The organism is Streptomyces flavofungini (assembly GCF_030388665.1).
GTDB lineage: Bacteria > Actinomycetota > Actinomycetes > Streptomycetales > Streptomycetaceae > Streptomyces > Streptomyces flavofungini_A.
The window spans coordinates 8,834,364-8,847,441 of sequence record NZ_CP128846.1 but is presented as its reverse complement, the minus strand read 5'-3'; the positions used below and the strand labels follow the sequence as shown (position 1 = coordinate 8,847,441).

The 13,078-nt window shown below is 72.6% G+C and carries 14 protein-coding genes; 7 read left to right on the top strand and 7 right to left on the bottom strand.

Translation table 11 applies throughout. From position 1 onward, the window contains the following. Positions 1–15: 15 nt before the first annotated feature. Together QUY26_RS38235 and QUY26_RS38230 are read right to left on the bottom strand one after the other, a co-directional pair. Positions 16–636 (bottom strand): DJ-1/PfpI family protein, encoded by a 621-nt coding sequence (locus QUY26_RS38235; protein WP_289954987.1) that lies wholly within the window; start codon positions 634–636, stop codon positions 16–18. 139 nt (positions 637–775) lie between these two features. Beyond that, positions 776–1,798, bottom strand: a complete 1,023-nt coding sequence (locus QUY26_RS38230) for an EamA family transporter (RefSeq protein ID WP_289954985.1) — start codon at positions 1,796–1,798, stop codon at positions 776–778. Between the two features lie 68 nt (positions 1,799–1,866). On the opposite strand from QUY26_RS38230, the gene QUY26_RS38225 reads away from it, so the two are divergent. Next, complete coding sequence (locus tag QUY26_RS38225) at positions 1,867–2,727, top strand: LysR family transcriptional regulator (RefSeq protein ID WP_289954982.1); 861 nt, start codon at positions 1,867–1,869, stop codon at positions 2,725–2,727. 202 nt (positions 2,728–2,929) lie between these two features. Here QUY26_RS38225 and QUY26_RS38220 read toward each other — a convergent pair whose 3' ends face one another. After that, complete coding sequence (locus QUY26_RS38220) at positions 2,930–3,346, bottom strand: VOC family protein (protein WP_289954980.1); 417 nt, start codon at positions 3,344–3,346, stop codon at positions 2,930–2,932. Between the two features lie 94 nt (positions 3,347–3,440). Between QUY26_RS38220 and QUY26_RS38215 the strand changes: the two genes are divergently transcribed. Together QUY26_RS38215 and QUY26_RS38210 are read left to right on the top strand one after the other, a co-directional pair. Then, on the top strand, positions 3,441–4,037 hold the full coding sequence (locus tag QUY26_RS38215) for a TetR/AcrR family transcriptional regulator (RefSeq protein ID WP_289956372.1): 597 nt from the start codon (positions 3,441–3,443) through the stop codon (positions 4,035–4,037). 51 nt (positions 4,038–4,088) lie between these two features. After that, the gene (locus QUY26_RS38210) at positions 4,089–4,790 is read left to right on the top strand and encodes a hypothetical protein (protein WP_289954978.1); all 702 of its coding nucleotides are present in this window, start codon (positions 4,089–4,091) and stop codon (positions 4,788–4,790) included. A gap of 3 nt (positions 4,791–4,793) precedes the next feature. On the opposite strand, the gene QUY26_RS38205 is transcribed toward QUY26_RS38210, so the two are convergent. Continuing rightward, positions 4,794–5,660, bottom strand: coding sequence for a class I SAM-dependent methyltransferase (locus QUY26_RS38205; protein WP_289954975.1), 867 nt, complete (start codon positions 5,658–5,660; stop codon positions 4,794–4,796). 1,022 nt (positions 5,661–6,682) lie between these two features. Here QUY26_RS38205 and QUY26_RS38200 point away from each other — a divergent pair. The 3 genes from QUY26_RS38200 to QUY26_RS38190 all read left to right on the top strand — a co-directional run bounded on the left by QUY26_RS38200 (position 6,683) and on the right by QUY26_RS38190 (position 10,137). Next, on the top strand, positions 6,683–7,651 hold the full coding sequence (locus QUY26_RS38200) for a hypothetical protein (protein WP_289954973.1): 969 nt from the start codon (positions 6,683–6,685) through the stop codon (positions 7,649–7,651). Positions 7,652–7,754: 103 nt separating this feature from the next. Then, positions 7,755–9,281 carry an amino acid permease gene (locus QUY26_RS38195; RefSeq protein ID WP_289954972.1) on the top strand — a complete coding sequence of 509 codons (1,527 nt, stop codon included), beginning with the start codon at positions 7,755–7,757 and terminating at the stop codon, positions 9,279–9,281. Between the two features lie 52 nt (positions 9,282–9,333). Then, complete coding sequence (locus QUY26_RS38190; RefSeq protein ID WP_289954971.1) at positions 9,334–10,137, top strand: GNAT family N-acetyltransferase; 804 nt, start codon at positions 9,334–9,336, stop codon at positions 10,135–10,137. A gap of 171 nt (positions 10,138–10,308) precedes the next feature. On the opposite strand, the gene QUY26_RS38185 is transcribed toward QUY26_RS38190, so the two are convergent. Then, positions 10,309–10,869 (bottom strand): TetR/AcrR family transcriptional regulator, encoded by a 561-nt coding sequence (locus tag QUY26_RS38185; protein ID WP_289954969.1) that lies wholly within the window; start codon positions 10,867–10,869, stop codon positions 10,309–10,311. 146 nt (positions 10,870–11,015) lie between these two features. Here QUY26_RS38185 and QUY26_RS38180 point away from each other — a divergent pair, with 146 nt between their 5' ends. After that, positions 11,016–11,474, top strand: coding sequence for a nuclear transport factor 2 family protein (locus tag QUY26_RS38180; protein WP_289954966.1), 459 nt, complete (start codon positions 11,016–11,018; stop codon positions 11,472–11,474). 71 nt (positions 11,475–11,545) lie between these two features. Here the strand turns inward: QUY26_RS38180 and QUY26_RS38175 are convergent, their stop codons facing one another. Together QUY26_RS38175 and QUY26_RS38170 are read right to left on the bottom strand one after the other, a co-directional pair. Continuing rightward, positions 11,546–12,751 carry a cytochrome P450 gene (locus tag QUY26_RS38175; RefSeq protein ID WP_289954963.1) on the bottom strand — a complete coding sequence of 402 codons (1,206 nt, stop codon included), beginning with the start codon at positions 12,749–12,751 and terminating at the stop codon, positions 11,546–11,548. 94 nt (positions 12,752–12,845) lie between these two features. After that, positions 12,846–13,064, bottom strand: a complete 219-nt coding sequence (locus tag QUY26_RS38170) for an MbtH family protein (RefSeq protein ID WP_289954961.1) — start codon at positions 13,062–13,064, stop codon at positions 12,846–12,848. Between the last annotated feature and the right edge of the window lie 14 nt (positions 13,065–13,078).

The window sequence follows — 13,078 nt, the reverse complement described above, 5'->3', positions numbered from 1 at the left end:
GCAACGGGCCGGGCCTCAGGTCAGGTTGCGAGCCCGTTCGAGCACCTCGGCCGGGGCCTTGGCGACCGAGCCGGTGTCGAACGGGGGCTGCGGGTCGTACTCGGTGTAGAGCTGGATCGCCTGGGCGGTGGTGTCGTCGCTGAGCAGCGCGGCCAGCCGGATCGCCATGTCGATGCCGGCGGACACCCCGGCCGAGGTGACGATCCGGTCGTGGCGGACGATCCGCTCGGGGGTGTAGACGGCCCCGTACGACCGCAGTTCGTCGATGACGCCCCAGTGGCTGGTGACGGTCAGGCCGTCCAGGAGCCCCGCGGCGGCGAGCACGAGGGCGCCGGTGCAGACGGAGGTGGTGAAGCGGGTGCCCTCGTGCATGCGGCGGACCCAGTCCAGGAACTCGGGATCGTCCGCCACGGTCCAGGCGCCTCCGCCGCCGGGGATCAGCAGGACGTCGCAGCGCTCCACCTCGGAGTACCGGGTCGGGACGTGCACCGGCAGGGAGCCGAGGACGTCCTGCACCAGACCGGGCTCGGGGGCTACGAAACGCACCGTGGCGTCGGGGACATGGGCCAGGATCTCGTACGGTCCGATCGCGTCGAGCGGTTCGAAGCGGTCGAAGAGCGGGATCACGATGTCCATGCGCCGCATCCTAGCCCGGGAGTCGAGCAGCTCTCGTGGTGACGGGGAAGGACCGGCAGGGGCCCGGGAAGGACCGGGGAAGGGCCGGCGGGGACCGGGGAAGGACCGGGCGGGCCGGTGAGGGACCCGCCCGGAACTCTCATTTCCGCCCCGCTCCCCCGGCCCGCACCGCGCCCGCGCTCGCCCCCACCACCAGGGCGATCGCCACGCACTGCAGCGCCGACAGCGTCTGCCCGAGCACCAGGAAGCCGGCAAGCGCGGCGACCGCGGGGGCCAGGCTCATCAGGACCGCGAAGGTGGCCGCGGGCAGCCTGCGCAGGGCGAGGAGTTCCAGCGTGTACGGGACGCCCGACGACAGCAGCGCCACGACCAGGCCGATCGCGAGGACCTTCGGCTCCACGAGGGTGGCGCCCGCGGCGCCGATCCCCAGCGGCAGGCTCACGAGCGCGGCCACGGCCATCGCCAGGGCGAGCCCGTCCAGGCGCGGGAAGCGGGCACCGGCCCGGGAGCTGAAGACGATGTACGCGGCCCACATGGCGCCCGCCCCGAGCGCGAACCCGGCGCCCGTCGCGCTGAGTTCGCCGAAGCTGCCCTGCCCGAGCAGGAACACGCCCGCGAACGCCATCGCGGCCCACACCAGGCTCGCCGCCCGCCGCGCGGTGACCACGGACAGGAGCAGCGGGCCGAGCACCTCCAGCGTCACCGCCGGGCCCAGCGGAATGCGGTCGATCGCCTGGTAGAAGAGAACGTTCATGCCGCCGAGGGCGAGCCCGAAGGCACCCACGACACCCCAGTCCTTACGGCTGTGGCCGCGCAGCCGGGGACGGCAGACGACCAGGAGCAGCACGGCTGCGATCGTCACCCGCAGCGCCACCACGCCGAGCGCGCCCGCGCGCGGGAAGAGCAGGGCCGCCGCGGCGGAGCCGAACTGCACCGAGAGGACACCGGCGAGCACGAGACCGATGCCGCCCAGGCTGCCGGCGCTCGCGGGCCCTGTCGCCTTGCGTATGCCCCCGGCGGCGGGTGCGCCCCGCCCGGTCGTGGACGCCGTCCCCGCGGGCCTCGCTCCCCCGGGACCCGCCGCCGCGGGCCCCGCCGCCCCAGTCCCTCTCACCGCGGAGCCTGCCGCCGCGGCCCCCGCCTGAACCCTCGTGTATGTCATGCCCCCACGCTAGAAAGCCGAGCGCACCGTGTGAAATGCCATGTGAGCCGTGGTTATGCTTGCCAGGCATGACCATGGAACTGCGCCACCTGCGGGCCTTCCTCGCCATCGCCGAGGAGGGCACCATCACGCGCGCCGCGGCCCGGCTCCACACGGGCCAGCCCGCGCTGTCCCGCACGCTGCGCCAGCTGGAGTCGCATCTCGGGGTGCGCCTGATCGACCGCTCGACGCACCATCTGGAACTGACGGCCGCGGGACGGGCGTTCCGCGATCGGGCCGCGACCGCGCTGGCCGCCGTGGAGCAGGCCTTCGATCCCCGTTCGTCGGCCGGCCTGCCACTGCGTCTCGGGCATCCCTGGGCCGCGCTCGGCGACCTGACGCTGCCGCTGCTGCGCCGCTGGGACGAGCGGCACCCCGGTGTGCCGCTGGAGCTGCGCCGCGTCGACGACCGCACGGCGGGTCTCACCCGGGGCCAGGTCGACGTCGCGCTGCTGCGCGGCGAGCTGAGGGCTCCCGACCTGGTCTCGGAGTTGCTGATGCGGGAGGAACGCGTGGCGGTGGTGCCCGCGGACAGCGCACTCGCCGCACGCGACGAGCTCGCGCTCGCCGACCTCACGCCCTGGCCGATCGCCCTCAACACGGTGGCGGGCACGACCACGCTCGACCTGTGGCCGACGGGCGCGCGCCCCACATCGGTCATCGAGGTCACCAACACGGACGAGTGGCTGACGGCCATCGCGGTGGGCCGGGCCGTGGGCGTCTCCACCTCGGCGACCCCCCGCATGCACACGCACCCGGCGATCGCCTACCGCCCCCTGACCGACGCCCCGCCGGTCCCCCTGGTCCTCGCCTGGCGTCGCGGCACGTCGGCGCACCCGGCGATCCCGGACCTGATCCGCCTGGCGCACGAGCTGGTCGCGGAACGCTGACGGCCCGCGCGCGCTTCAGCCGTACGATCCGGGGCAGCAACTCCGCATGAAGATAATCATCGTCCTCGTCGTCCTGGCCATCGCCGCAGCCTGGTACCTGCAGTCCCGCAGGCGCCGGTGACCTCGCACCCCCAGGCGGGCGACGCCCACGCCGCCGTGCGGCCTCGGTGCCGGATCGCGGGGCCGCGCCCCTGGGGCCCGCTCACCCGCCCACGTACTGGCTGACGTACTCACCGCTGGGCGGTACGGGCGTGATGACGTCGACGAGGACCCCCGAGGGATCGGCCACGATGAAGTGCCGTTGCCCGAAGTCCTCGCTGCGCAGTTCGAGGGCGGGGCTGAGCCCTTCGCGTACGACGAGTCGCTCCCACTGCGCGTCGACGTCCTCGACCTCGAGGTTGAGCAGGAGGCCCTGGGCCGGGAGGCGGTAGCCCTCCGGGACGGTCGGGTGGGTGTGGTCGAGGAGCGCGAGCTCGTACGGGGAGTCACCCGGGCGACGCAGGCTCACGTACCAGTCGGCCTCGAAAGTGGTCTCGAAGCCGAGGAGCCGGGTGTAGAAGTCCCGGGACTCCGCGAGCCGGGCGGTGCAGATCACGGGATAGAAGCCGGTCAGTTTCATGGTCGCCCCTCATTCGCGTACCGTCGGTATGCGAAAGAAGCTATTCACGTACCATCGGTACGTCAACTGGCAATCGTCGACCGAGTGGAGCGCGATGAGCGGGCAGGGCGTCCGGGCACAGCAACGGGAGCAGACGAGGCGGACGTTGCTGCGGGAGAGCAGGCAGCTGTTCGCCACCCAGGGCTACGGGGCGGTGGGCCTGGCGCAGATCGTCGAGGCCGCCGGGGTGACCAAGGGCGCGCTGTACCACCACTTCGACAGCAAGGCCGACCTCTTCGGCGCCGTGCTCGATGAGGTGCAGCGGGAGGTGGGCCGGCGCGTGGCCGCTGCGGCCGACGCGCACGCCGACCGCTGGGATCAACTGACGGCGGGCTGCCGCGAGTTCCTGACCGTGACCGCCGAGCCGGACATTCAGCGGATCATGCTGGTGGACGGCCCGTCCGTCCTGGGCTGGAGCGCCTGGCGCGCCCTGGACGAGGCGTCGTCGGCCCGGCATCTCCACGACGCCCTGACCGCCCTCGTCGCCGAGGGAACCCTTCCCCCGCAGCCCGTGGAACCCCTCACCCACCTCCTGTCCGGCGCCATGAACGAGGCCGCCCTGTGGCTGGCCTCCCCGTCCGGCCCGACGGACCCCGCCGAGACCTGGGCGGCCCTCGAACGCCTCCTCCGCGCGCTGCGCCACAGCGGCTGAGCCAGGCCGGCCAGGAGAGTACGGGGCATGCTTGCGGGCGGGGAGGTGGCGGTGAGCGGGAGACGGCGGTTGCGGGTGGCGGGCGCGCTGGTGGGGGTGGCCGCTTCGGCGCTGACGTGTGCGCTCGCCGTGGTCGCGGCGGTGCTGGTGCCCGCGTGGTGGCACCACCCGACGGTGGCCGCCGTCGCGGCGCTGCTGGTCCTCGGCGCGGGGTTCGCCGTGATCGCCCTCTGCTTCATCCACCTCGGCCCCTGGCACTTCGGGGCGGCCGCGATCGTGCAGGGCCTGCTGGCCGTGGGATTGCTGACGTTCCTCGGCCAGGCCGTGCTCGACGTGTGGGGCGAACGCCGGGAGACCGTCGTCACAAAGGCCGTGCGGCACGAGAGGAAGACCCCGACGGGGAAGGTCACGGGCGCCTGGTGGGAGTGCTCCCTGGAACGTCTCGACGGCACAGCCCTCGAACGGCGCCTCAGCGAGTCGGGCTTCCTCCCCCTGGGCAGGGCCTGCCCCGCCGACGCGAAGACGGGCGACCACATCGCGGTGTACGCGGTGCCCGGTGGCTACGCCGCACCACAGACCAACGCCCCCGTCGGCGGCGCCCGGGTGGTGGTCCCGCTCGTCGCCGTCGCGACGGCAGCCGCGGGCGCGCTCACGTCCGCCGGGACGGCGCGCGCGGGCGCGCCCGCCACCCGGTGGCTCCCTCGCGCCTTGCGGACCCGGGCGGACGACCCGGCCCCGCCCCGCACGCGGTGACCTTCAGGCGACGGCCTCCGGTCCCGGCCCGGCCGGGCGCGCATGCCAGACGCAGACCTCCGTGTCGGGTCGGCGTACCGAGAACCGGCCGGACGCGGAAGCCTCCTGGAGTACGCGGCGCAGGTCCCGCTCGAAGGCGGCGCGGTGCGGGCCGAAGAGGTGCGGGGCCGAGAAGGACATCGAGAAGACCTCGGCCACCACGTCGTCGTGATCGCGGACCAGCGGCTCCCCGCCGGGGACGACATACCGGTCGGGGCCGCAGAACCCGGCGCGGGAGTACACCGCCGCCTCACCGCCGGGCGTGCCCCGCGCCAGGGTTCCGCGGCCCGCCCGTCTGACCGGGCCGAGGTACGCGGCGACCAGGTCGGCGATCGCGGCGCGGGGCGGGGCCGGATGGGGCAGGGCCTCGGCGGCGGGCGGCTGCGACTTCAGGTCCGAGATGTGCAGGAGCACGCCGCCGGGCCGGAGCATGTCCCGTACGGTCGCCGCGACCAGGTCGCGGTCCATCCAGTGGAACGACTGGGCGAAGGCGACCGCCGTGAACGTGCCGAGCCCCGCGGGCAGTTCCTCGGCGCGGGCCCGCACCCAACGCGCCTTCCCGGCCAGGCCCGCCTCCGCCGCCCGGCGCCCGGCCTCGGCGATCATCCCCTCGTCCGGATCCAGGCCGACGACCTCACGGAACAGCTCCGCCAGGGTCAGGGCGACCGTGCCCGGACCGCATCCCACGTCGAGGAGGCGCCCCTGCCCGTCCAGCCGCAGGGCGTCGGCGAGCACGTCCGCGAGCCCCGGCGCGTACGGGAGCCGCCCTCGCGGGTAGTAGGCGGCCGCCCCCGAGAACAAGGTCTCGTCCCATTCCCAGCCCTCGCCCACACCCGTCCCCGTCCTTTCCGTCTCTTCGTCACTTCGCCGTGCCGCCGTGCCGTTCGAGCCGCCCGCGACTCCTCGACTTGACGGACCGTCAAGCCATCACCACGGCCCGCGGACCATTCGATCACATTCAGTGACCACCGCTCCGAACTGGCCGAATGATCCACGGCCCGAAGACCGTTACGGGCACACCCGTGCACACTTGAACGCCACGCGCCCACGGCCCCTGTGCGCCACCAGCACGCCCCAACTCGCTTGCCCCGCACCCGCCTTGACCACCACCTCCCCTCGACCACGGGCGGCCCGGGCACACCGGCGGGGCAACGCCGCGCACGAGGAAGGTCGTGTCAAGGCGGCTCGCCGACACGCAGACGCCGACGCATGGCCCCGCCACGCGGCACGCGGCTCCCACTCGCGCCGAGGAAGCGCTGCGCCGTCAGTTTCAGCAGGTCCGCGACGTACCGAGCGGGCTGTCGCGCACCGCGCCGACGGACCGCAGGGCTTGCCCGGGACCCGATCGGCCCCCGTCGGCAGCGGCGGAAGGCGACCCTCTTCCCCGTGCCCGCGCGCACACGGCCGCGAGCGTCCGGGCCGCGGCGGCGCGCCGTCCACGTGCTGCGGCCGACGCGTTCGGTCACGGATGGCGACGCCCTCCCGCCGCATGGCCGAAACCCGGCGATGCACAACCGAACAATCTTGGAATCCTCTGGTCATGCGCCTCTCCAGGCACTTAAGTACCTGTCAGGCATTCGCTACCAGCCAAGTGCGACGGCCTCGGCCGGGTCATTGCGCCAGTGGCCGACTCCGCCCTGCCCGTCAGCCCACGCCGCTCTCCCGCGCACGACCGTGCGCCACCGTCCCAACTGTCCGAGGGGTCCACCGCCTATGCTCGCCAGCGCACACCGCTCGGTGTCGTGCTCACACACATCGGCGAGCCGCAGCGCTGACAGCCCCGCACGTCCCCGGCGGAAGCGCTGATGGCGGGTTCGAACCCGGCCGGCCGTGACGCGGACCTCTCTGCGGCGGTGCAGGACATACAGGCGGGTTACTGGATGCAGATGCGGCAGGTGCTCGCCCGGACGGGCAACTGGCCGCAGTGGACGTCCCGCACCCAGGTCCTCGGGGTCGTCGCAGCTCAGACCAATGTGGTGGAGCTGTGGCTCAGGGAGGAACCGGAGAGCCTCGCGGCCCGGGTGATGTACGCCCGAGTCGCCACCGAACGGGTGCTGCAGGCCCACCGCGGGCACCGCGCGCACGACGCCCAGCAGGCGCGGGACCTGGAGAAGCTGGCGGACCGGGCCCGGCAGGCGTGCCACCAGGCGAGCGAGGGGAATCCCCACGACTCGGTGCCCTGGATCTGCCGCCTGGCCCTGGCCGAGATCGACACCACGGGACACCACCCGGAGCATCACATGGCTCCGCCACCGCACGAGTACCTGCTGCCCAGCGGGCCATGGGGGCTGCTCGGGGAAGTGCACCGCCGCGACCCGTTCAACCGCGAGGCCTGGCACCGCATGTCCCAGGCGCTCCAGGCCCGCCCCGGTCCGGCCGGCCGCCAGGCGGTCTCCACGGACTTCGCCCGCTGGACGGTCTCCTTCGCGCCACCGGACTCGCCGCTGCTCCTGCTGCCTCTCTACGCCCGCGTGCAGGAGTTCCGGGAGCGGCGGGACAAGGGCACCGAGGTCACGCTGAACCTGCTGTGGACCAGGGAGGACACCACCCGAGCCGTCACGCAGGCGTTCGAGGGCTGGTTCCGCACATGCGATCCGGCGACCAGTTCCCAACTGGATCTGAACTACCTCGCCTACGCCCTGACCAGGGGCGGCTTCCCGCAGTGGGCGGCCGAAGTGTTCGAGGCCATCGGCGACTTCGCCACGCCCGCCCCGTGGCTGTACGACGCCCGGCACCCCAAGGACCAGTGGCGCAGGGCATTCGAGGAGGACCGCTACGCCTGTCTGAGATCCCACCCGCGGCGCCCGGGAGAACCCTCATGACCGCCCGCCCCGGCCCCGGGGGCGGCAGCCGCCACGTCCCGCGAGCGGCCCGGCAGCCACCCCGCCTGCACCCCTTCTTCCAGCTTCCCCGTGCGGAGAACCCATGACTTCGGTACCAACATCGCGCCAGCAGCCGAACCCGGTCGACGACCAGGGGGAGGACGCGCGCATCCTCCAGTCGCTGGGCTACACCCAGCAACTGCACCGCCGGATGGGCGCCTTCGGCAACTTCTCGGCCTCCCTGTCGGTCATCTCCATCATGTCGGGAACCCTGCTCCTGTTCGGCTTCGGCCTGAACTCGGGCGGCCCCGCGGTGATCACATGGGGCTGGCTCGCCATCGGGCCGCTGGTGCTGTGTCTGGCCGCGGCGCTGGCGGAGATCACCTCCCGCTACCCCACCAGCGGCGGCCTGTACTACATGGCCCGCCAGCTCGGCGGGGAGCGGTGGAGCTGGTACACCGGCTGGCTCAACCTCCTGGGCCTGCTCGGCGGCATCGCCGCCCAGGACTACGGCATAGCGACGTTCACCGCCGCGTGGATGAACCTCCAGTTCGGCCACACGCCGACCCCGGAGTCCCTGCTGCTCCTGTACGCCGTCATCCTCGCGCTGCACGCGATCCTGAACCTCTTCGGCACCCGGCTGATGAACATCCTGACGTCCATCAGCGCGTGGTGGCACCTGGCGGGGGCCGTCGTCATCATCGGCGCCCTGGCGCTCGTGCCCTCCGACCACCAGTCGGCCGGCTTCGTCTTCTCCGAGTTCACCAACAACACCGGCTGGGGCGCCTCGTCCTACGTGGTCCTGCTGGGCATGCTCCTGCCGGTCTTCGCCCTCGCCGGATACGACACCTCGGCCCACCTGAGCGAGGAGACCAACCACGCGTCCGTCGCCGCGGCCCGCGGGATCTTCCGCTCGGTTGCGGTGTCCTGGATCGCCGGCGGCATCCTGCTGACCACGCTCCTCTTCGCCATCCAGGACTACACCGCGACCCTCGGCAGTGAGACCGGCGTGCCCGTGGCGCAGATCCTCCTGGACGCGCTGGGCATGGCGGCGGCCAAGGCCCTGCTGCTCGTGATCATCGTGGCCCAGTTCCTGTGCGGCTACACCGTGACCGCGAGCGCCAGCCGGATGATCTACGCCTTCGCCCGGGACGGCGCCCTGCCGGGCTCGGGGCTCTGGAAGCAGGTCAGCCGCCGCACCGCCATCCCCGCCAACGCGGTCTGGCTCGCGGTCGCCGTGGCGTTCCTGCTCGCGCTGCCGTCCCTGTACTCCTCCACGGCGTTCTCGGCGGTGACCGCGATCTCCGCCGTGGGATTCACCTCCGCCTACGCCATCCCGGTGCTGCTGCGGCTCCTGCACCGCGACCGCTTCACCCCGGGGCCCTGGAACCTGGGCCGCTGGAGCCGGCCGATCGGCTGGGTGGCGGTGCTGTGGGCGGGCGCGGTGACGGTGCTGTTCCTGCTGCCGCAGAGCAGCCCGATCACCGCAAGCACCTTCAACTACACCCCCGTCGCCGTGGTGGTGGCCTTCCTCATCGCGGCTCTGTGGCGGCGCTTCGGACGCGACTCGTACCACGTGCCCCGCTCCAGTTCCCCTACCGAGGACAAGCAGTTCGAAGGCATCATCTGATGGCGGCGACAGCGCGTCCTCGCACACAGCCCCAACCTTCCATGGGAGTACGGTGACCGACCTCACGGAGTCCGTCGAATCCGCCCAGCAGCTCGCTGTGGCCTGGCGTGCCATGGTGCTCGACCGCGACGCGGACGCGGACGTGCGCGACCTCCCCGGCATCGCCGTGCGCTGGGCCGACAGCCCGTTCGCGTTCTGGAACTGCATCACCCTGACCGAGCCGGGAGCGGGGGCCGACCTCGTCGCGCGACGCCTGGGCGAGGCGGCGGACATCATGCGGGCGAAGAAGAACCCGGGCTTCCTGTGGCTCTTCGAGAACCTCCTCGACGACGAGGCGCGCGCCGTACGGGAGGCGGCCGCCGAGCGGGCCGGGCTCCAATACGCCTTCCCCGGCACGGGCATGGCCGGAGACCTGCTGCCCGTCCCCGACCCGGTCCACCCCGACCTGACGTTCGTGCGCGTGCGCACCGACGAGCACCTGCGGGCCTACGCGGACCTCCAGTCACGCGCCTACGGCTTCCCCTTGGAGGCGGGCCGCGAGGGCCTGCTCGGCCTGGCCCGCTGGCAGGGCGACGAGATGTACGCCTACCTCGCCCTGCGCGACGACGTCCCCGTGGCGTGCGCCGCCACGGTCGAAGCCGAGGGCCGCCTCTTCGTCGCGTTCGTCGCCACCGACCCGCAGTGGCAGCGCAGGGGCTACGGCGAGGCGGTCACGCGCAAGGCGCTGCACGAGGGCGGTCTGGCCACCGGGCTGACCCGTGCCACGCTGCACGCGACCGTCGCCGGGGCCCCTGTGTACCCGCGCATCGGCTTCGAGCCGAACACACCCATCCACTTCTACGGCCTGAAGCAATGAGCCGACGCGTCCGGCCCGCGTCGACGAGGAGGAGGAATGCCGTTCCCTGACGAGCCGACCTCCGTGGCGGTGTCCGCCACGGAGGTCCTGATGGGCGCGGCCGATCGCGGGGCTGCCGAAACCGGCCGGCAGCCTGCCGGACAGGCCTGAAGGCCGGGGCCGGGGCCCCGCCTACGACGGGCGGCCGGCGGTGATCAGGAGGCGCGTGGCCTCGGCCGCCTGTGCCGCCGGGGCCGGGGTGCCGGTGATCGCCGCCGTCGCCATCGCGCCCTCCGCCAGGAGGAACACCTGCTCCCCCAGGCTCCGGGGCAGCCCCGCGGCAGCCGCAAGGCCGGCCACGTACTCCTTGAACGCCGTCTTGTGCAGGCGCACTTGGCGGGCCACCGGCTCCGAGGTGGCGCCCAGCTCGCCGTACGAGTTGATCCACGCGCAGCCGTTGAAGTCGGGTTCGGCGAACCACTCCCCCAGCCAGTCGAAGACGGCCAGGATGCGCCGCTCGGGGTCCTCGTGCCGCTCGACGTGCTCGGCCAGGTCGCGCCGCCAGCGCTCGTCGCGGCGTTCCAGGTAGGCCTCGACGAGGCGTTCCTTCGAGGGGAAGAGCTGGTAGAGGCGCTTGAGGGACAGGCCGGACGCGGTGCGGATCCGGTCCATGCCGACGGACTGGATGCCCCGCTGGTAGAAGAGCCCCTCGGCCGCGTCGAGGGCCCGCTCGGCGGCGGCTGCGGTGTCCATCGGCCGACGGCCTCCTTCGGTGTGCCCCGCTTTGCCTCGGAGGCACGTTCGCTACCCATGAGAACGATCGTTCTCTACGATAGCGGACGAGACGGAGAACGCGCGTTCTCCGTCTCGGGTCAGCAAGAGCACATGAAGGAGCCGACATGACGTCACGCCCCCCGTTCCCCCCGTTCGACGAGGAGACGGCGCTGCTGAAGGTCCAGGCCGCCGAGGACGCCTGGAACACCCGCGACCCCGAGCGCGTCGCGCTCGCGTACACCGTGGACTCGGTCTGGCGGAACAGGGACCGGTTCCTCACCGGGCGGGACGAGATCACCGCGTTCCTGCGCGACAAGTGGTCCCGGGAGGGCGAGTACGCGTTGCGCAAGGAGCTGTGGGACTTCCACGGCCCCCGGATCGCGGTGCGCTTCCAGTACGAGTGCCGGACCCTCGACGGCCAGTGGTGGCGCAGCTACGGCAACGAGCTGTGGGAGTTCACGGCCGAAGGGCTCATGGCACGCCGCGAGGCCAGCATCAACGACGTGCCGATCACGGAGGCACAGCGGCGCATCTTCGGCCCCCGGCCGAAGAGCGAGCGGCGCACGCCGCTCCCCGTCCACTAGGGCACGCGGGCGAGGCGGGGCCGGTGCGACACCGGTCCCGCCTCGCTCCGTCACACGCCGGGCACGTCCCGTCAGTCGGTGCGAAGGAGCAGCTTCGTCGCCCCGATCGCCTGCTCCACCGGCAGGAACTCCGGCGGGTTGGCGGGGTCCGTGCGCAGCACGGGGTAGCGCTCCAGGAGCGCGGTGATGGCGATGCGCGCCTCCAGGCGGGCCAGCGGCGCGCCGATGCAGAACTTCATGCCGCGGCCGAAGTCCAGGTGCGGGTTGGGGTCACGGTAGGGGTCGAACTCGTGCGGACGCTCGAAGCGGCGCTCGTCGCGGTTGGCCGCGCCGAGCCACAGCGAGACGAGCGAGCCCTTGGGCACCTTGACCCCGGCCGCCTCCGTGTCGGCGGCGGCGATGCGGTACGAGCCCGCGATCGGGCTCAGGAACCGCAGGGTCTCCTCGGCCACGCCCGAGACCATCTCGGGGTTCTCGCGCAGCCGGGCGAAGTGCTCGGGGTGCGCGTCCAGGCACAGCAGCATGTTGCCGAGCAGCGCGCTGGTGGTGGTGTGCCCGATGATCAGCAGCTCGTTGGCGAAGTTCACGACGGCCGCGTCGCTCAGGCCCTCGCCGTCGACCTCCGCCTGGACGAGCTTGGTGAGCAGGTCCTCGCGCGGTTTCGAGCGGCGCTCGTCCACGTGCTGCTGGAGGTAGGCGAGGAACTCCGGCACGTGCCGCAGCGCGGCTGCCACGTCGGCGTCCTCCACCGACTCCTCGCCGCCCACCGAGATGTCACCGGCGGCGGCGATCATCTGGTCGACCCACTGCTTGAACAGGCCGCGGTCGCTCTGCGGTACGCCCAGCATCTCGGCGATGACCATGACGGGCATCGGGTAGGTGAGGGCGTCGACCAGCTCCAGCTGGTTGCCGGTGGCGCTCTCCTCCGCATCGTCGAGGAGACCCTTGGTGATCTCGACGATGCGCGGCTCCAGCTCGGCCACCATGCGCGGGGTGAACACGCCGCTGATGAGCCTGCGCAGCTTGGTGTGGCCGGGCGGGTCCGCCTGCAGGAGCGTGCCCTGGTTGAAGGCGTCGGCGGCCGCAGTGTCGCCCATCAGGGCGGCGCTCACGTTGGCCGAGTACTCCTTGGGGCTGCTGTAGACGCCGACGATCTCGTCGTAGCCGTACATGTGGACGACGCCGTTTTCATCGACCTTGACGGGGTGCTCCGGAGTGCGTCCCCACATCCAGAAGTGGAGCGGGTTCAGTCCCCAGCGGTCGGCGAGTTGGGTCATGTTCGTTCGTTCCCTCTCTTCGGGCACTGCTCGGCTGTCGGGGGTTGTGCGCGGTGGGTGGTGCGCGGGTGCACGCGGCCTGCGGGGGCCCTCGTCACGCGCCCGCGGCCATGGCCTCGCGCAGGCTCTTGGGCCGCAGGTCCGTCCAGTGCTCCTCGATGTAGGCGAGGCAGGCGGCGCGGTCGGCCGCGCCGAAGACGACGCGCCAGCCCGGCGGGACCTCGGCGAACTGCGGCCACAGGGAGTGCTGTTCGTCGTCGTTGGTGAGGACGTGGAACGTGCCGTTCTCGTCGTCGAAGGGGTTGGTGCTCATGCCGGCTCCCTGAT